Raw genomic sequence first — 17733 nt, 5'->3', positions numbered from 1 at the left:
CATGACCGAGGAACTCTTCGCCCTTCCCAGCTCCTTCGGTCAGCGCCGACTGTGGCTGGTGGAACAGGCGACGCAGGGGAACACCGCCCTGTACACGATGCGCGCCGCCCTGCGGCTGCGCGGCCGGATCGACCCGGACGCGCTGCGCCACGCCCTGACCACGGTGGTCGAGCGGCACGAGGTCCTGCGCACGGTACTGCGTCTGAACGGCACCGACATCGCCCAGGTGGTGTACGCCCCCGGCCCGGTCGACCTGCCGGTACGGGAGGTGTCGGGCGGCCTCGAAGGCGCGGTCGCCACCGCCGACGAACTGAGCCGGGAGCCGTTCGACCTCGCCCAGGGGCCGCTGCTGCGCTGCACGCTCCTCAAGCTCGCCGACGACGACCACGTCCTGTTGGCCCTGGTCCACCACAGCGTCTGTGACGGCCTGTCCCTGCGCGTCCTGCTGCACGAGCTGACCCTGCTCTACGCGCCGTCCCTCGCCGGGACACCGCACACGCTGGAGGAGCTGCCCATCCAGTACGCGGACTACGCGGTGTGGCAAGCGGAGCAGGTGACGTCGGGCGAGCTGGACGGCCAACTGGACTACTGGGGCACGCGGTTGGCCGGCGTACGCGACCTGCGGCTGCCGACCGACAGGCGCGCCGGCGCGCACCGGGACTGGACGGCGGTATCGGCTCCGGTGAAGGTGGCCGCCCCCGTGGTGCGACAGCTGCGCCTCACCACGGCGAGCACGGGCGTGACCGCGACGATGGTGGCGCTCGCCGCGTACGGCGTGGTCCTGTCCCGGTGGAGCGGGCAACAGGACCTCGTGGTCGGTATGCCGGTCGCGGGGCGCGGCGACGTGGCCCTCGAAGCACTGGTCGGGTTCTTCGTCAACACCCTGCCGGTGCGTCTGGACCTCTCCGGCGATCCGACCTTCGCGGAACTGCTCGGTCAGGTACGCGACCGGTGCGTCGAGGCGTACTCGAACGCCGACGTCCCCTTCGAGCTGATGGTGGAGCGGGCCCACGCCGACCGCCGGGCGGGACGGCTCCCCCTGGCGCAGACGCTCCTCAACGTGCAGCAACCGGCGCCACTCGGCCTCGCCGAGATCGCCGGGGTGGAACTGGAACCGGTGGACCTGCCCGACGCCTCGCTCCACTTCGACGTGGTCGCCGACCTGTCGGAGAAGAACGACGCCATCGGCGGTCACGTCTCCCTCGCGGCCGACCTGTTCACGGAGGAGACGGCACGGCTGGTGGCGACCTCGCTGACGAACGTCCTGCGGGCAGCCGCGGCGGCGCCGAGCACCCCCGTGTCGGCGCTGCCCTGCCCGGTGGCCGACGCCTTCGCCGCACGTGACCGCACGGAGGTGGAGGACCCGCCCGCCGACGAGTACGAGGGCGCCCACCCGGGCGGGAGCGCGCCGTCGTCCGACGGGCTTCCCCGTACACCGGCCGAGCACCTGCTCACGCAGCTGTGGCGTGAGGCGCTGGAGGCCCCTCGGGTCGGCGTCCACGACGAGTTCTACGCGCTGGGGGGCAACTCGATGCGCGCCGTACGCATCGTGATGGCCGCCCGGGAACACGGACTGGAACTGCCGCTGGACCGGATGCTGGGCCGCCACACCATCCACGACCTGCTGGCGGAGCCCGTCCCGGAGACGGCGGACTCCGGGGAACTGCTGACCGGCTGAACCGGCCGGACGAGCGGGCACCGCCAGGCACCGGCACCAATCCCAGGAACGAGCACGTTCCCTCGCGACACGACGGGGCACTCATGCACGAGGAACACCACTGCCTGCACGAGCGGGTACGGGAATGGGCACGTCGCACACCCGACGCACCGGCCCTCCGCTTCGAGGGTGAGGAGTGGACGTACGCCGAACTCGACGCCCGGGCGGACCAGTTGGCCGCGCACCTGCGCCGCATGGGTGCGGGCCGGGAATCGGTCACGGGCGTGCTCACGGATCGCGGCCCGCACCTCCCGCTGGCCGCCCTGGGGGTGATGAAGGCGGGCGGGGCGTACCTGCCGATGGACCCGGACCAGCCGGCGGACCGCCTGGGCCACCTGATGCGGGACGCCGGCTGCGAGCTGGTCCTCACCCACACCCGGCTGGCGCACCTGGTGTGCGACGAGGCCGTCCCGCTGTGTCTGGACGACCCGTTCACGGTGGACATGCTGGCCGGGCTCGCACCGGCCGAGCCCCCCGAACAGCCGCCGCACCGGGACCAGTTGGCCTACGTCATCTACACCTCCGGCTCCACCGGGCGTCCGAAGGGCACACTGCTGACGCACCGGGGCGTACTGAACCTGACCGACCACATCGCCCGACGGTTCTCCCTCGGCCCCGGTGACCGCTGGCTCCAGCTGACCAACCCGTGCTTCGACCCCAGCGTCATGGAGATGTTCGGGGCCCTCACCAACGGCGCCACCCTGGTACTGGGGTCGGCCCTGACCCTGCTCGACCCGCGCGCCCTCACCGCCCTGATGCGCGAGGAGCGGGTGACGACGATCTCCACGACGCCGGCGATGATGCCCCTGCTGGAACCGGCCGACCTGCCGGACCTGCGGACGCTCATCGTGGGCGGGGAGCAGTTGAGCCGCCACCAGGCCGACCGCTGGTCCTCCCCCACCCGGACGGTGCACAACGTGTACGGCCCCACCGAGGTGACCATCGCCTGCACCGAACAGAGTCACGACCCGTCCGCCGACCGCCCCAAGCCGCTGATCGGGGAGCCGGTCCCGGGACTGCGGGCACTGGTGGTGGACCAGGAGGGCCGGCACCTGCCGCCCGGTGAGTCCGGTGAACTGCTGATGGGCGGGGCGGGCCTGGCCCGTGGCTACCTGGGACGCCCCGGCCTCACCGCCCTGGCCTTCGTCCCCGACCCGTTCGGCGCGCACGGCGAGCGCCTCTACCGCACCGGTGACCTGGTGCGTCGTACCGAGGACGGCGGCGGCCTGGAGTTCATGGGCCGTATCGACACCCAGGTCAAACTCCACGGCCACCGCATCGAGCTGGGTGAGGTCGAGGAGGCGCTGCTCACCCATCCACGGGTCAAGGACGCGGTCGTGACCCTGTCCCGCGCGGCGGGCACGGCCGACGAGGACGTCCTGGTGGCCCACGTCGCCGGAACCGAGGTCCCGGACCTCGGCGAACTCCACACACACCTGCGCCGAACCCTGCCCGTGTACATGCTGCCGGGGCGCCTGGCGGTCCTGGACCAGATCCCCCTCACACCGAACGGGAAGGTGGACCGCCGCGCGCTCGTGGGGTGACGGGGCGGAGCCGTGGCCCGCGCCCACGGCCTGCGGTAGCTCCGGGGCTACCCCGCCCGGGACAGGTCGGTGGGGCCCCGGAAGGTGCGGCGGTAGGCCTGGGGGGTGGTGGACAGCCGGCTGAGGAAGTGGTGGCGGAGCACGGCGGGGTCACCGAAGCCGCAGCGCAGGGCCACCGCCTCCACCGTCAGGTCGGTGTCCTCCAGCAGGTGGCGGGCGCGCAGCAGTCGTTGCCCCAGCAGCCACTGGTACGGGGTGGTGCCGGTCTCCTGCCGGAAACGGCGGGCGAAGGTACGGGCCGACAGGTGGGCCCGCTCGGCGAGGGCGGCCACGGTCACCTCCTGGTCCAGGTGCTCCTCCATCCAGCGCAGGGCCCCGCCGATGGCGTCGTCGCCGCACTGGCGGGGCAGGGGGTGCTCGATGTACTGGGCCTGGCCGCCCTCCCGGTGCGGGGGCACCACCATGCGCCGGGCGATGCCGTTGGCGACGTGGCTGCCCTGTTCGCGGCGCACCAGGTGCAGGCAGGCGTCGATACCGGCGGCGGTGCCCGCCGAGGTGATCACGCCCCGGTCCTCCACGTAGAGCACGTCCGCCTGCACCCGTGCCTGGGGGTGCGCCCGCGCCAGTTCGTCGGTGTACCGCCAGTGGGTGGTGCAACGGCGGCCGTCCAGCAGTCCGGCGGCGCCCACCAGGAAGGCGCCGGCACACACGCTGAGCACCCAGGCCCCCCGGTCCACGGCGGCCCGCAGCGCCTCCAGCAACTCCGGGGGGAACTCGCGGCTCCCGTAGTCGTCCCCGGCGGGTACGGCGATGAGGTCCGCCTCGGCCAGCCGCTCGATGCCGTGCGGGGTGTCGATGGTGTAGCCGGGGTGGGCCCGCAGGGGGCGGGGTTCGCAGGCGGCCAGGGCGAAGTCGTAGACCGGAAGCCCCTGGTCGCTGCGGTCAAGGCCGAAGACCTCGGCGACCACGCCGAGTTCGAAGGCGTGGACTCCGTGGGTGAGGGCGACGGCGACGTTCTTCAGCATGGGGACAGTATGCCGCACCGTTGGCAGTAATTCGAGGGTTGCGGTCAGTCCTGCCACTGCCGCCGAGCGCCCCGGCAGACCACCCTTGAGGACATGAACACCACAGTTGACCTCATCCGTGACATCCGCGATATCACCGCACTTCTCGGCCTGGTGGCCCTGCTGGCCGCCCCCGCCGTGATCGGCGCCCTCGCCGAGTACCGCGTGGACAGGCGACTCCGCGCCGCCGAACGAGGCGAGCGCCAGCCCCTACCCGCCTCCCCCTCGACACCGGAGACGGCGACCCCTCCGACGACCCCCGCCGCTCCCGCCACTCCCGCCCCCTCGACCACCTCACCCGCCACCTCCGCCACCTCCCGACGGCGCCGCCCGGAGGGTGAACGGCCGCCGGCCGCCCCCGAGTCGGCCCGCCGCCCCGCGCTGCTGTGACCGGAGGCGGTCCACCCGCACCCGGCCCACTCCCCCAGGGGGTGGGCCCAGGGCGTCCGCCCCCACTTCACACCCCAGCCACCGCCGGACCCCGGTCGAGCCCCAGGCGCCCCCACGGGGGCGGCCACCAGGTCGGCCGGCACCACACCGGCCGGCCCAAGACAGCGCCCCAAGGCAGCGCCCCAGACCAGCGACCCCCACCAGGAGCGCCGGGAGCCGCCAGAGGCGAACCGCACCGGCAAGGACGTACCGAACACCGCCACCTCCACGCACCACCAACCCCACGCACCACCAGCCCCACGCGCCCGAGACACCAGGGAGCAGGGAGCAGGGACCAGGGAGCAGGGAGCAGGGACCACGGCCGGGCACCAGGAGGCACCCGAGGCACCGACCGCCGACGAGGCGGACACCGAAAGGCACCCCGGCCCTGGTCAGCACCTCCCCGGGCCGGGACCGTGGGCCGGGGCCACCGGCCGGGCCGCAAGTCCGGGGCACCGGGACCGACTATCGGGGGCCCACACCGGGCACGGTCGATCACGACCGGTCAGAAACCCCGAACAGCCCCCGACGACCCCCGACGAAAGAGCGACGTGATGCACGACGACCGCGCCATTGTGGAGGCCCGCCTGAGGCGGGTCCTCCAGGAACGTATCCGGCCCGCCGTCCACTCCTCCACCGCACCGCTGACCCTCGAACGCTGGGAGGCGCCGGGCGAACCGGTGCCGGTCGCCCAGGGGTTGGCGGCCCCGTACCAGCCGGGGCGGGTCGGGCAGGAGTGGGGCCCGGCCTGGGGCACCACCTGGTTCCGCCTGACCGGGACGGTGCCCGAGGCCTGGGCCGGCCGCACCGTGGAGGCCGTACTCGACCTGGGCTTCGACCGGCAGTTGCCGGGCTTCCAGTGCGAGGGGCTGGTGTACCGGCCGGACGGTGAGGCGGTGAAGGGCCTCCACCCCCACAACGACTGGGTGCGGATCGGCTCCCCGGTGCGCGGTGGCGAGTCGGTCGAACTGTACGTGGAGGCCGCCTCCAACCCGATCCTGGTGGACCACCACCCCACCGACGAGGGCGACCGGCTGACCGCGTCCGACCAGCCGCTGTACCGGCTGCGGCGGATGGAACTGGCCGTCTGGGAGCCGCAGGTGTGGGAACTGGTGCGGGACCTGGAGGTGGTGGAGTCGCTGATGACCCACCTGCCGACGGAGGACGCCCGCCGCTGGGAGCTGCTGCGGGCGGCCGAACGCGCCCTGGACGCGGTGGACCTGACCGACGTGGTCGGCAGCGCCCCGGCCGCCCGGGAACAGCTCGCCGAGGTCCTCTCGGCGCCGGCCCGCGCCTCGGCGCACCGGATCAGCGCGGTGGGCCACGCCCACATCGACTCGGCCTGGCTGTGGCCGCTGCGGGAGACCGTGCGGAAGGTCGCCCGTACCGCGTCCAACGTGGTCAACCTGATGGACGAGCACCCGGAGTTCCGGTTCGCCATGTCCCAGGCGCAGCAGTTGGCGTGGATCAAGGAGCACCGGCCGGAGGTGTACGCCCGGGTCAAGAAGAAGGTCGCCGAGGGCCAGTTCGTACCGGTGGGCGGCATGTGGGTGGAGTCGGACACCAACATGGTCGGCGGTGAGGCCATGGCCCGGCAGTTCCTCTACGGCAAGCGGTTCTTCCTGGAGGAGTTCGGCGTCGAGACCAGGGAGGTGTGGCTGCCGGACTCCTTCGGCTACACCGCCGCCCTGCCCCAGCTGGTCCGGCTGTCGGGGTCGGACTGGTTCCTCACCCAGAAGATCTCCTGGAGCCAGACCAACAAGTTCCCGCACCACACCTTCTGGTGGGAGGGCATCGACGGGACCCGGGTGTTCACCCACTTCCCCCCGATCGACACCTACAACTCCGAGCTGACCGGCGGGGAGTTGGCCCACGCGGCCCGCAACTACCAGGAGAAGGGCGCCGGTTCACGTTCGCTGGCCCCCTTCGGGCACGGCGACGGCGGCGGGGGCCCCACCCGGGAGATGCTGGCCCGGGCCGCGCGCACCGCCGACCTGGAGGGTTCGCCCCGGGTGGAGATCGAGCGGCCCGACGCGTTCTTCACCAAGGCGCACGCCGAGTACCCGGACGCCCCGGTGTGGGCCGGCGAGCTGTACCTCGAACTCCACCGGGGCACCTACACCTCCCAGGCCAAGACCAAGCAGGGCAACCGGCACAGCGAGTCCCTGCTGCGGGAGGCCGAACTGTGGGCGTCCACGGCGGCGGTACGGGTGCCGGAGTACTCCTACCCGTACGAGCGGTTGGAGGAGCTGTGGAAGACGGTGCTGCTGCACCAGTTCCACGACATCCTGCCCGGCTCCTCCATCGCCTGGGTGCACCGCGAGGCCCGGGAGACCTACGCCCGGGTGCGGGCCGAACTGGAGGAGCTGATCGACTCCGCGCAGCGCGCCCTGGCCGGTGAGGGTGACCGTCGGCTGGTGTTCAACGGGGCGCCGCACCAGCGGGACGGGGTGCCCGCCGGCGGGGCCGCCCCGGCCGTACCCGCCGACACCCCGGTCACCGTGACCGAACGGGCCGACGGGGGCTGGCGGTTGGACAACGGGCTGCTGTCGGTCGAGGTCGACCACCGGGGCCTGCTGACCTCGGTGGTCGACCTGCGGGCCGACCGGGAGGCGCTGGCCCCCGGCCGGTACGGCAACCTGCTCCAGGTCCACCCCGACTTCCCCAACATGTGGGACGCCTGGGACCTGGACGCCTTCTACCGGCACCAGGTCACCGACCTGACCGAGGTCACCTCCCTGGAACTGGCCCCGGCCGACCGGGAGGCGGCGACCGTGGTGGTCCGCCGCGCCTTCGGCGACTCCACGGTGGAGCAGCGGATCACCCTGCGGGCCGGGGCGGTACGGGTCGACCTGGACGCCGAGGTGGACTGGCGGGAGACCGAGAGGATCCTCAAGGCCGCGTTCCCGCTGGACGTGAAGGCCGAACGGTCGGCCTCGGAGACCCAGTTCGGGCACGTGTACCGGCCCACCCACACCAACACCTCCTGGGAGGCGGCCAAGTTCGAGATCTGCGCCCACCGTTGGGTGCAGGTGGAGGAACCGGGCTGGGGCGCGGCGGTGCTCAACGACTCCACCTACGGGCACGACGTGACCCGGGACGTACGCCCGGACGGCGGCCAGACCACCACGGTCCGGCTGTCCCTGCTGCGGGCGCCCCGCTACCCGGACCCGGAGACCGACCAGGGCACCCACCTGCTGCGCTACGCCCTGGCTCCGGGCGCCCGTCTGGTGGACGCGGTACGGGAGGGCCACCAGGTCAACCTGCCGCCCCGGGTGCTGCTCGGGGCGCGGGACGTGGCTCCCCTGGTCACCTCGGACAACGACCAGGTGGTGGTGGAGGCGGTGAAGCTGGCCGAGGACCGTAGTGGTGACGTGGTGCTGCGGCTGTACGAGTGCCGGGGCGGCCGGGCCTCGGCCACGCTCACCCCGAACTTCCCGGTGGCCTCCGCCCGGGTCACCGACCTGTTGGAGCGCCCCGTGGAGGAGGGCGGGGACGTCGCACTGGACGAGGGTCAACTGACCGTGCGGCTACGGCCGTTCCAGATCCTCACCCTGCGGCTGGCCGTCGGGGACTGACGGCGCTCACACCACCGGGTGTGGCGGTGGGGGTCGTCGACGCGTCGCGTCGACGACCCCCACCGTTCCGCTGTCCCACGGCGCACGGACACCGGAGCGCGCTCACCCGCTCGCCCGGGATCCGAACGGCTCGCCCTAGTTCAGACCGAGCGTCTTCATGGTCAGGCTGGCCATCTCGGCCTCACCCTTGGCGTTGGGGTGGACGGGCACGAAGTTGGTGCCGAACAGGGCCGGTTCCACCCAGCGGTCGCTGGAGCAGGCGTCGTGGCCCTCGGAGGCCGAGGCGATGTCCACGTAGGTGGTGCCGGTGTCGGCGGCGGCCTTCTCCACCACCCCGTTGAGGGTGTTCTGCAACGACCGCAGGTAGGGCACGTCGCCCTCGGCGATGGGCATCTTGAGGAAGCAGGACTTGTCGTAGGCGGCCGGCATGATGTGCGGGTAGCCGAGGATGGCGACCTTGGCCTGGGGCGCCCGCTCGTGGATCTGCGACAGGGCTTCCTTGACCGCCGGGGCGGTCTTGTTCCGTACGTCGTCCTCGAAGCTGCTGCCGTTGGCGTCCTTGCAGGGGCTGCCCTTGCCGAGGCTGGTGAGCCCGGCTAGGCCGCACTTGAGGATGGCGTTGATGAAGGTGCCGTTGTCGTTGCCGCCGATGGTGAGGGTGACCAGCTTGGTGTCCTCGCTCAGGGCGTCCAACTGCGGGCCCACACCCGGGTACTGGGACTTGGTGAAGTGGTCGGTCTTCGCCCCGCCGCAGGTGGCGTCGGTGAGGTCCGCGCCGGTGGCCTGCGCGATGACGTTGGGGTAGTTCTTGGTGGAGCGCGCGCACAGCGGGTTGGTCGAGAGGTCCAGGGGCAGCACCCCGGAGGCGGCGCTGTAGCTGTCCCCGAGCGCCACGTAGGGGGACGCCTCCGCCTCGGCGGCGTGTCCGGGGGCACTCAGACAGACGGTCAGCCCTGTGACAGCGGTGGCCACCGCCCCGACACGAGCGAGTTTGCGCATGGTCGTCTCCTGAACTCTCGGTACGGGAGGCAGCCCAGAACAGTCCGTTGCGACACCGTGTGGGGCGGCCTGACGAAACGAGGCTCATCATGGACGACCGTTGTGGCGTACACCACTCACCAAACTGACAAAAGGCGGAGTTGACAGGCTGTCATCCCTGCGCGGCACCTCCTCGGCCCCGCACTCCCGGGAGAGGAGGTGCCGTTGGGGCGGGTGTGCCCACCCCGGACGGCGCGACGGCCCGCCCCCGTACTCGGGGCGGGCCGTCGTCAGCGGCGTACCGGACTCAGAGCAGACCGAGACCGCGTACCGCCTCGCGCTCCTCGGACAGCTCCTGCACGGAGGCGTCGATACGGGTGCGGGAGAAGTCGTTGACCTCCAGGCCCTGCACGATCTCGTACCGGCCGTCGGCGCAGGTGACCGGGAACGAGGAGATGAGGCCCTCGGGCACCCCGTAGGAGCCGTCGGAGGGGATACCCATGGAGGTCCAGTCGCCGGCCGGGGTGCCGTTGACCCAGGTGTGGACGTGGTCCACGGCGGCGTTGGCGGCGGAGGCGGCCGAGGAGGCGCCCCGGGCCTCGATGATGGCCGCGCCCCGCTTGGCGACGGTCGGGATGAACTCGTCGGCCAGCCACTTCTCGTCGTTGACGACCTCGGCCGCGTTCTTGCCGGCGATCTCGGCGTGGAAGACGTCCGGGTACTGGGTGGCGGAGTGGTTGCCCCAGATGGTCAACCGGCGGATCTCGGACACCGGGGTGCCGGTCTTCTTGGACAGCTGCGACAGGGCGCGGTTGTGGTCCAGGCGGGTCATGGCGGTGAACCGCTCGGCCGGTACGTCCGGGGCGGCGGCCTGCGCGATCAGGGCGTTGGTGTTGGCCGGGTTGCCGACCACCAGCACCTTCACGTCGTCGGCGGCGTGGTCGTTGATGGCCTTGCCCTGCGGCTTGAAGATGCCGCCGTTGGCCTCCAGCAGGTCGCCGCGCTCCATGCCCTTGGTACGCGGGCGGGCGCCGACCAGCAGCGCGACGTTGGTGCCGGCGAAGCCCACGTTGGGGTCGTCGGTGATGTCGATGCCCTGCAACAGGGGGAAGGCACAGTCGTCCAGTTCCATGGCCGTGCCCTCGGCGGCCTTCAACCCCTGTGGAATCTCCAGCAGGCGCAGCTTGACCGGCACGTCCGCGCCCAGCAGTTGGCCGGAGGCGATACGGAACAGCAGGGCGTAGCCGATCTGGCCAGCCGCTCCGGTGACGGTCACGTTGACGGGAGTGCGGGTCATGGCGTTCTCCGTAGTACCTGGCGGTGGTGAAGCCGGACTCTGGTCGTAGAGCCCGACGGGTCCTGGCTCAGGTCTCTCGATGTGGAGAGATCCCGCGTCAGGCTATCCGACCACCGCTCCGCGACCGCATCCGCCCAGCGCACGGGCCCCGACCGGCCCTTGGGGCCCCCGGCACCCCGACCGGTCCGAAGCCCGCGGACACGACCACCGCCCCCTCCGGGGCGAGGGCCCGGCGTGCCGGGAGGGTCGGCCTCCCCACCGAGGGCCAGCCCCGGGTGGGGCGGAGCCGGGAGTGCGAGGAGGCACCGTAGGGGAGGGGCGGCCACTTTCGGCCCGGTTCTCCTCGCCCTGACCGAGGGGTTCCGCTTCGGCCACTGTTGGGTGAACTGCCCCACGTATAGCGTGAGTTGACATGAGACGACCACCCCGTGGCGCCCTGGCGGCGCTCCTCGCCCTGTCCCTGTCCCTGCCGCTGTTCCTCAGCTGGGCCACCGACGCCCTGGCCGCACCGCCCGACTTCCACCAGTCCCGGCACTCCCCCACCGACTTCCACCAGTCCGGCCTCTGATCCGGTGACCGGCCCCCTGGGGTCGGGCACCGGATCCGGCGGGAACCTCCGGGGACACGGGGGCACCGCCCGCACACTGAAAAGCCCCAGGGGTCCGACGGCGAGGTCGGAACCCTGGGGCTTCCCGAACAGCCGCAGCGATCACTCCCGGCTCCCGTGAGTGAGTGACCAGCTGCGCGGCGTGACCCGTGGGGGGCTACGGCACGCCTGCCCCGGAACCCACCGACCCATGCCAGAAAAAACGAGGCCTACGGGAAAACCGTTGGGGTGCCCCGGAAACGGCCTCCCGAGAAGTCACCGCCGACCCACGGCCGCGCCCCGCCCGAGGCCCGAACCCGGCCCCCCCGCCTGGGGGGTTACTCGTCCGCGTCCGGCTGGACCACCGCGGTGCAACCCCGCTGTCCGGCCGTGGTGGTGGCGCAGGCCTTGGCGTCGTCGTAGTCGGTGACCGCGATCATCGCGGTGTAGGCGTCGTCGTCCTGGCCCACGTCGGCGGACTCCTCGCGCTTGCCAAAGGAGATCCGCACCTTGGTGTTCGGCTGCGCCTCGGTCACCCGCGCCCAGGAGGCCGAACAGACCTCGCTGTAGCGCACCTCCACGAAGGCGGTGCCCACCCGGGCGGTTCCCGCCGTACGGGCGTACTGGCCGCCGCACCCCATCTCCTCCGGGTCCTCGCCCGCGCAGTGCTTGCCCTCGCACTTCACGCCCTTGGGCAGGTCCGGGTCCTTGGGGGTCGGTGAGGTGGACGGCTGGCTGGCGTTGCCCTCGTCCCCGGTCCACTGGGTCACCGCGAACGCCCCGCCCACCACGGCGAGGGCGCCCACCACCCCGACGACCACCATCGCCCAGCGGCGGCGGCCGGAACGGGACGCCCCCTCCGGGCCGGGCGCCTGCTGGGGGGACGCCGCACCGGGAGGGCTCCCGTAGGGCGGGGGCGGGGAGCCGGCGCCGTACGGGCTTCCCGCGCCGTACGGGGAGTGGGGGCCGGGCGAGGGACGCGCGGCCGGGGTGACGGCGGTCCCGTCCTCCGACCGGGCGGCCGGGGTGGGCCTGGTGGCCGGGTTGGCCGGCGCCGACGGCGGCTCGGAGGTCCGGGGCACGGGGGCGAACAACTTGGAGATGGCGTCCGGCTCCTCCACCCCGGGCACCTCCTCCTCCGACTCCGGCCCACGGGGTCGCCACAGGTCGAGGTCCACCCGGAAGTCACCGGCCGGGCGGCGGGAGGCCGCCCCCGGTGTGCCGGAGGAGGGCTCGGGGCCGACGGGGTCCGACGCCGGTGCGGTGCCGGGCTCGGCCGGCGACGTCTTCCGGTCAGCCTCGTCGGCCTGGTCCGGCTTGCCGGCCCTACCGGCCTCGTCGGCCGGCCCCTCGGGTTGGCGGTCGGGGAGTTCGGAGGGCCGCTGGGTGGCCCCGGTACCGGGCTCCTCCGGTCGCGGCCAGTCGACCTCGCGGGCCCCCCTGCCCTCCGAGGGCGTCTGACGGCCCTCGTCAGCGGGCGCGCTCCCGGACGACGCGCCCTCGGCGGGCGCCGGGGCTCCGGGACGGGCGGGGGCCTCGGGGCGCTCGCCCCGGGGGGTGGCCGTGGTGCCGTCCGGGGCGGTCCGGCCGGGCGGTCTCCCCGAGTCCGCGTCCTCGGGTGGGGCGGTACGCCCCTTCCGCAGGCCGGAACCCCACAGCACGGTGGTGTGCTCCACCCTCGGTCGGTCCGGGCCGGAACCGACGGCACCCGGCGGGGGCGGGCCCTGGCGCGGGACCGAGGGCGGCGTGGTGGAGGCGGCGGGCGGGGGCGGCGGAGGCGCCGGGGTGGGTGCGCCGGGAGCGGCGCCCCCCTTGGTCCCCTGGGTCCCCTTCGCTTCGTCCTTGGCCTTGCGGCCTCGACGCCAGCGTCGTTTGGGGCCGGAATCGGCCCCGGCCTCCTCCAGGGCGGCGCGGGCCTGGGCGACCCGTATGGCCTCCATGGTCACGTCGTGCCGCATCTCCGCGCGGCTCCAGGCGCGCTCGGCCAGCTCCCAGAGGGTGGCCAGATGGCGCAGTTCGGTGCCAGTGACCTCGGCCAGTGCCTGGGTGGCTCCTCGGGGTGGCAGCAGCCGTCCGTTGAGGTACCGCTCCCAGGAGGACTTGCTGTACCCGGTCTTGTCGGCGATGGTGGCGATGCTCATGCCGCTTCGATCCACCAACCGCCGCAGCTGGTTGGTGAAGTCGCGTATCTCTGGATCGAGTTCCTCTGGTAGCGACCTCCATCGAGGCATCGCGCTCCCCCTCGTCCCCCCGGTGTGCCGACTGTGCTGACGAGCCCGTCCGACCTCGCCCGGTGGGGCGCCCGACGGACGGGCTCGGGGGCGTATCCGGTGACGGACCGCCACGGCTTCCCGGTGGCCGCCCCTGGCCCGGATGTGTGGACAGTGTGCCACCTCCGGGCGGGTGCTCAAGATCCTCCGCGTCGCCCCCTCCCCGGCCGGGCCCGGGCGAAAGGGGACGTAAGCACAGCCCGCGGTGGGCGGACCCGGGGGGTCGTCTCCGGGCCCGGCCCGCCGCGGGCGGTGGACTCACCTACCGGTGTCGGCGCGGCCGACCCGGGTTCAGCCGATCTTCTTGCGGAGGTTCTCGTCCAGGGCGGCGAGGAACTCCTCGGTGGTGAGCCAGCCCTGGTCGGGGCCGATCAACAGCGCGAGGTCCTTGGTCATCTGGCCGTTCTCCACGGTCTCGACGCAGACCTGTTCCAGGGTCTCGGCGAACTTGGTGACCTCCGGGGTGCCGTCCAGCTTGCCCCGGTGGGCGAGGCCACGGGTCCAGGCGAAGATGGAGGCGATGGGGTTGGTGGAGGTGGCCTTGCCCTGCTGGTGCTGGCGGTAGTGGCGGGTGACCGTGCCGTGGGCGGCCTCGGCCTCGACGGTCTTGCCGTCGGGGGACATCAGCACCGAGGTCATCAGGCCGAGGGAGCCGAAGCCCTGCGCGACGATGTCGGACTGCACGTCGCCGTCGTAGTTCTTGCAGGCCCAGACGTAGCCGCCCTCCCACTTGAGCGCGGCGGCGACCATGTCGTCGATCAGCCGGTGCTCGTAGGTGAGGCCCTTGGCCTCGAAGTCGGCCTTGAACTCCTCGTCGAAGACCTCCTGGAACAGGTCCTTGAAGCGGCCGTCGTAGGCCTTGAGGATGGTGTTCTTGGTCGACATGTAGACCGGGTAGTCACGCGCCAGGCCGTACCGGAACGAGGCGCGGGCGAAGTCCCGGATGGACTCGTCGTGGTTGTACATCCCCAGGGCCACACCGGAGCCGGGGAAGTCGTGCACCTCCAGCTCGACGGGGTCCGAGCCGTCCTCGGGCACGAAGTTCATGGTGAGCTTGCCGGGACCGGGCACCTTGAAGTCGGTGGCGCGGTACTGGTCACCGAAGGCGTGACGGCCGACCACGATGGGCTGGGTCCAACCCGGCACCAGACGCGGCACGTTGGACATGATGATCGGCTCGCGGAAGATGACGCCACCCAGGATGTTGCGGATGGTGCCGTTCGGCGAGCGGTACATCTTCTTCAGGCCGAACTCCTCGACCCGCGCCTCGTCGGGGGTGATGGTGGCGCACTTGACGCCCACCCCGTGCTCCTTGATGGCGTTGGCCGCGTCGACCGTGATCTGGTCGTTCGTACGGTCACGCTCTTCGATGCCCAGGTCGAAGTACTTCAGCTCGACATCGAGGTACGGCAGGATCAACTTGTCCTTGATGAACTGCCAGATGATGCGGGTCATCTCGTCGCCGTCGAGTTCGACGACGGGATTGGCAACCTTGATCTTGGCCATGAGGTGGTACGTCCCTCTCACGCGGCTTCGTGGCGTCGCCCGCCCCGGTCCTGGTTGACACGGTCACGATGCTCGACGGCCACTGTGTGTTCTCTGTGTCGGTCAAACTATCTCGCCATCAAGATACTGGACACCCGAGCGGGCCCCCACCACGGCCGCCCCACCACCTCGCCGGCGAGGGGCCGGCCGCTACCTGACGGAGAAGTGCAACAGGCTCCCCAGGAACGGGATCTCCACCAGCGGCTTGGGCTGCGCCATCAACGCCAGCAGCACGATGGCCGCGCCCAGCACCCCGTAGGTCAACAGGTCGGTGAACCTCGACCGTACGGCCAGCATCCCCACCGAGGGCAGCCGCCAGCGCAACGCGGCCCCCACCAGCATCGCCACCCCCACCAGCAGGGTGCCGGTACGGAACTCCAGCAGGGTCACCAGCAGGCCCAGCACCGTCAGACCCAGCACCGTCAGCAGCGGCCACTGTCGGGCCGGCGCCGGCAGGTCACCGGACGCGGCCCGGCCGCCGCCCTCGGGGCGGGCGGTATCCCGGGTGATCACCGGGAACCGTCGGGAACGGCGCCGGGGGGCGCCGGAGTCGCCGGCCCCGCGGGTACGCCACGCCACGGCCAGCGCCCGGGCGGCGAGCGAACCGGCCGGGCGGTCGTCGTTCCCCGACGGGGCGGCGGCCCCGCCGGCCCCGGTCACGGTCTCGGTACGGTCAGCCGGCATGACGTTCGGCCGCCTCCACCACGTTGACCAGCAGCTGCGCCCGGGTCATCGGCCCGACCCCACCCGGGTTGGGTGACAGCCAGCCGGCGACCTCGGCCACCCCCGGGTGCACGTCGCCCACGATCCTGCCGCTCTCGTCCCGGCTGACGCCCACGTCCAGCACCGCCGCTCCGGGCTTGACGTCCTCCGGCTTGACCAGGTGCGGCACCCCGGCCGCGGCCACCACGATGTCCGCCCGGCGCAGTTCGGCCGACAGGTCCCGGGTGCCGGTGTGGCACTGGGTCACGGTGGCGTTCTCCGAGCGCCGGGTCAGCAGCAGCGGCAACGAGCGGCCCACGGTGATCCCCCGCCCGACGACCACCACCCGGGCGCCCTCGATGGGCACGCCGTGGTGCCGCAACAGCCGGATCACCCCGTACGGGGTGCAGGGCAGGGGCGCCGGCTCGCCCAGCACCAGCCGGCCCAGGTTGGTGGGGTGCAGGCCGTCCGCGTCCTTGTCGGGGTCCACCCGCTCCAGCACCCGGTTGGCGTCGATGCCCCGGGGCAGCGGGAGTTGCACCAGGTAGCCGTGGCAGTCGGGGTCCTCGTTCAACTCCCGTACCACCGCCTCGACCTCGGACTGGGTGGCGGTCGCCGGGAGCTGCCGTTGGATGGACTCGATGCCCACCTGGGCACAGTCACGGTGCTTGCCCGCCACGTACTTCTGGCTGGCGGGATCGTCACCCACCAACAGGGTGCCCAGGCCGGGCGTGACGCCCCGGGCCTTCAGGGCCTCCACCCGGGAGGCGACTTCGGACTTGATCGCTGCTGCGGTGGCCTTGCCATCGAGAATCTGGGCGGACATGCGCCCCATCTTGTCGGATACGCCGCCTCCGGCTCCACTCGTGCCCGCACCCCGGACTCACCGGTCCCCTCCGCCCCGTGGTTCCCGGTCGGATTCCGGGTCGGAGCGGAGCCGTTTTCCCTTGGGAGGTAGCGGTTTCGCCACACTCGTTCCCCCGCGCTGGACAGTACGTGGGCCAAGCGACCACCATGTGGGCTGGCGCCGGGGCACGTTCGTGAAGAGGCCGACTCCCGGCGCTGGAGTTTCGGGGGAGACATCGTGTATCGCACGCACCTCACGCAGCACTCTGCGGGACGGAAGCCGTCGCACCCGGACCCCGCCGGCCCGTTCCGTCCCTCACCGCTCGGAGGTAACCGCCAGTGAGCTATCCACCGCCACCTGGCCAGGACCCCAACAACCCCTACGGCCAGCAGCCCGGATACGGCTACCCACAGCAGGGGCAGCAGCAGCCATACGGCCAGCAGCCCGGCTACGGGTACCCCCAGGGCCAGCAGGCGGGGTACGGCTATCCCCAGCAGCCCGGCACCCTCCAGGCCAACAACGGCTACATCAACATCGGGTACCTGGGCACCGTCAAGCTGGCCACCATGGGCGAGCGCTTCCTCGCCCGGCTGCTGGACGGCGTGATCATGAGCGTGGTCGTCAGCATCGTGATGTTCGCCGGCCTGGCCGGCACCCTGGGCATCGCGGAGAGCACCACCAACAACTGTGACCCGGCCTCGCCGGACTACGCGACCTGCCTGAACGAGAGGACCGACGAGTCCCTCGGCGCACTGGGCGCCATGTTCGCCATGATGGCCGTGATGTCGGTCTTCCTGCTGCTCTACGAGTGGCTGATGATCTCCACCATGGGCGCGACCCTCGGCAAGATGGCCCTGGGCATCAAGGTGGTCAACGAGGGCACCGGCCAGCCCCCCGGCCTGGGCAACGGCTTCGTGCGCTACATCATCCCGGTGGTCGGCGCCTTCCTGTGCTACATCGGCATGATCCTGGTCTGGCTGTCGCCGTTCTTCGACAACTCCGGCAAGCTCCAGGGCTGGCACGACCGTGCCGCCAACACGCTGGTGATCAAGACCCGTTGACCCCTCGCGGGATCAACCCCGTCGGGGGGGGGGGGGCGGGGGGGGGGGGGGCGCCCCACCCATCACCAGTATGTTTTATGAAAAAAAATAAAAACAAAAAAAAAAAAAAATAATA

At 72.1% G+C, this 17733-nt stretch carries 13 protein-coding genes and 1 pseudogene; 6 read left to right on the top strand and 8 right to left on the bottom strand.

Annotated elements, in window-relative coordinates:
* Position 1: 1 nt before the first annotated feature.
* Together ABZT14_RS04920 and ABZT14_RS04915 are read left to right on the top strand one after the other, a co-directional pair.
* Positions 2–1678, top strand: coding sequence for a condensation domain-containing protein (locus ABZT14_RS04920; RefSeq protein WP_356297144.1), 1677 nt, complete (start codon positions 2–4; stop codon positions 1676–1678).
* Between the two features lie 83 nt (positions 1679–1761).
* Complete coding sequence (locus ABZT14_RS04915; RefSeq protein WP_356297142.1) at positions 1762–3261, top strand: amino acid adenylation domain-containing protein; 1500 nt, start codon at positions 1762–1764, stop codon at positions 3259–3261.
* A gap of 47 nt (positions 3262–3308) precedes the next feature.
* Here the strand turns inward: ABZT14_RS04915 and ABZT14_RS04910 are convergent, their stop codons facing one another.
* Positions 3309–4286 carry a helix-turn-helix domain-containing protein gene (locus ABZT14_RS04910; RefSeq protein ID WP_356297139.1) on the bottom strand — a complete coding sequence of 326 codons (978 nt, stop codon included), beginning with the start codon at positions 4284–4286 and terminating at the stop codon, positions 3309–3311.
* A 93-nt stretch (positions 4287–4379) separates the two neighbouring features.
* On the opposite strand from ABZT14_RS04910, the gene ABZT14_RS04905 reads away from it, so the two are divergent.
* Both ABZT14_RS04905 and ABZT14_RS04900 read left to right on the top strand, forming a co-directional pair.
* Positions 4380–4715: a hypothetical protein gene (locus ABZT14_RS04905; RefSeq protein WP_356297137.1), complete on the top strand. Its 336-nt coding sequence runs from the start codon at positions 4380–4382 to the stop codon at positions 4713–4715.
* Positions 4716–5308: 593 nt separating this feature from the next.
* Positions 5309–8332 (top strand): glycoside hydrolase family 38 C-terminal domain-containing protein, encoded by a 3024-nt coding sequence (locus tag ABZT14_RS04900; protein WP_356297135.1) that lies wholly within the window; start codon positions 5309–5311, stop codon positions 8330–8332.
* 135 nt (positions 8333–8467) lie between these two features.
* Here the strand turns inward: ABZT14_RS04900 and ABZT14_RS04895 are convergent, their stop codons facing one another.
* A complete protein-coding gene (locus ABZT14_RS04895; RefSeq protein WP_356297133.1) occupies positions 8468–9331 on the bottom strand; it encodes an SGNH/GDSL hydrolase family protein in 864 nt (287 codons plus the stop codon).
* A gap of 286 nt (positions 9332–9617) precedes the next feature.
* A complete protein-coding gene (locus ABZT14_RS04890) occupies positions 9618–10607 on the bottom strand; it encodes a malate dehydrogenase (protein ID WP_356297130.1) in 990 nt (329 codons plus the stop codon).
* Positions 10608–11019: 412 nt separating this feature from the next.
* Between ABZT14_RS04890 and ABZT14_RS04885 the strand changes: the two genes are divergently transcribed.
* Positions 11020–11175, top strand: coding sequence for a hypothetical protein (locus ABZT14_RS04885; RefSeq protein ID WP_356297128.1), 156 nt, complete (start codon positions 11020–11022; stop codon positions 11173–11175).
* 356 nt (positions 11176–11531) lie between these two features.
* Here ABZT14_RS04885 and ABZT14_RS04880 read toward each other — a convergent pair whose 3' ends face one another.
* The 5 genes and pseudogenes from ABZT14_RS04880 to ABZT14_RS04860 form a co-directional block, all read right to left on the bottom strand.
* Positions 11532–12854, bottom strand: coding sequence for a DUF2690 domain-containing protein (locus ABZT14_RS04880; RefSeq protein ID WP_356298510.1), 1323 nt, complete (start codon positions 12852–12854; stop codon positions 11532–11534).
* 228 nt (positions 12855–13082) lie between these two features.
* Positions 13083–13424, bottom strand: a pseudogene (locus ABZT14_RS04875) (helix-turn-helix transcriptional regulator); the annotation flags it as partial.
* Positions 13425–13754: 330 nt separating this feature from the next.
* Positions 13755–14969 (bottom strand): NADP-dependent isocitrate dehydrogenase, encoded by a 1215-nt coding sequence (locus ABZT14_RS04870; RefSeq protein ID WP_356297125.1) that lies wholly within the window; start codon positions 14967–14969, stop codon positions 13755–13757.
* 189 nt (positions 14970–15158) lie between these two features.
* Positions 15159–15692: a DUF3017 domain-containing protein gene (locus ABZT14_RS04865; RefSeq protein WP_356297122.1), complete on the bottom strand. Its 534-nt coding sequence runs from the start codon at positions 15690–15692 to the stop codon at positions 15159–15161.
* On the bottom strand, positions 15682–16536 hold the full coding sequence (locus ABZT14_RS04860; RefSeq protein ID WP_356297119.1) for a bifunctional methylenetetrahydrofolate dehydrogenase/methenyltetrahydrofolate cyclohydrolase: 855 nt from the start codon (positions 16534–16536) through the stop codon (positions 15682–15684). The genes ABZT14_RS04865 and ABZT14_RS04860 overlap by 11 nt, the downstream gene beginning before the upstream one ends.
* Positions 16537–16895: 359 nt before the next feature.
* On the opposite strand from ABZT14_RS04860, the gene ABZT14_RS04855 reads away from it, so the two are divergent.
* The gene (locus tag ABZT14_RS04855; protein WP_356297116.1) at positions 16896–17618 is read left to right on the top strand and encodes an RDD family protein; all 723 of its coding nucleotides are present in this window, start codon (positions 16896–16898) and stop codon (positions 17616–17618) included.
* Positions 17619–17733 lie beyond the last annotated feature (115 nt).

Source organism: Streptomyces sp. NPDC005438 (genome assembly GCF_040606315.1).
Lineage (GTDB): Bacteria > Actinomycetota > Actinomycetes > Streptomycetales > Streptomycetaceae > Streptomyces.
Note: the sequence above shows the minus strand (reverse complement) of the source record. Positions and strands in the feature narration are given on the sequence as shown.

What these genes read in the sequence shown, in the direction of transcription:
- ABZT14_RS04920 (WP_356297144.1), top strand. Translation starts at nt 2, where the DNA reads ATGACCGAGGAACTCTTCGCCCTTCCCAGCTCCTTCGGTCAGCGCCGA.
- ABZT14_RS04860 (WP_356297119.1), bottom strand. Translation starts at nt 16,536, where the DNA reads ATGTCCGCCCAGATTCTCGATGGCAAGGCCACCGCAGCAGCGATCAAG.
- ABZT14_RS04895 (WP_356297133.1), bottom strand. Translation starts at nt 9,331, where the DNA reads ATGCGCAAACTCGCTCGTGTCGGGGCGGTGGCCACCGCTGTCACAGGG.
- ABZT14_RS04885 (WP_356297128.1), top strand. Translation starts at nt 11,020, where the DNA reads ATGAGACGACCACCCCGTGGCGCCCTGGCGGCGCTCCTCGCCCTGTCC.
- ABZT14_RS04910 (WP_356297139.1), bottom strand. Translation starts at nt 4,286, where the DNA reads ATGCTGAAGAACGTCGCCGTCGCCCTCACCCACGGAGTCCACGCCTTC.
- ABZT14_RS04905 (WP_356297137.1), top strand. Translation starts at nt 4,380, where the DNA reads ATGAACACCACAGTTGACCTCATCCGTGACATCCGCGATATCACCGCA.
- ABZT14_RS04890 (WP_356297130.1), bottom strand. Translation starts at nt 10,607, where the DNA reads ATGACCCGCACTCCCGTCAACGTGACCGTCACCGGAGCGGCTGGCCAG.
- ABZT14_RS04870 (WP_356297125.1), bottom strand. Translation starts at nt 14,969, where the DNA reads ATGGCCAAGATCAAGGTTGCCAATCCCGTCGTCGAACTCGACGGCGAC.
- ABZT14_RS04915 (WP_356297142.1), top strand. Translation starts at nt 1,762, where the DNA reads ATGCACGAGGAACACCACTGCCTGCACGAGCGGGTACGGGAATGGGCA.
- ABZT14_RS04900 (WP_356297135.1), top strand. Translation starts at nt 5,309, where the DNA reads ATGCACGACGACCGCGCCATTGTGGAGGCCCGCCTGAGGCGGGTCCTC.
- ABZT14_RS04865 (WP_356297122.1), bottom strand. Translation starts at nt 15,692, where the DNA reads ATGCCGGCTGACCGTACCGAGACCGTGACCGGGGCCGGCGGGGCCGCC.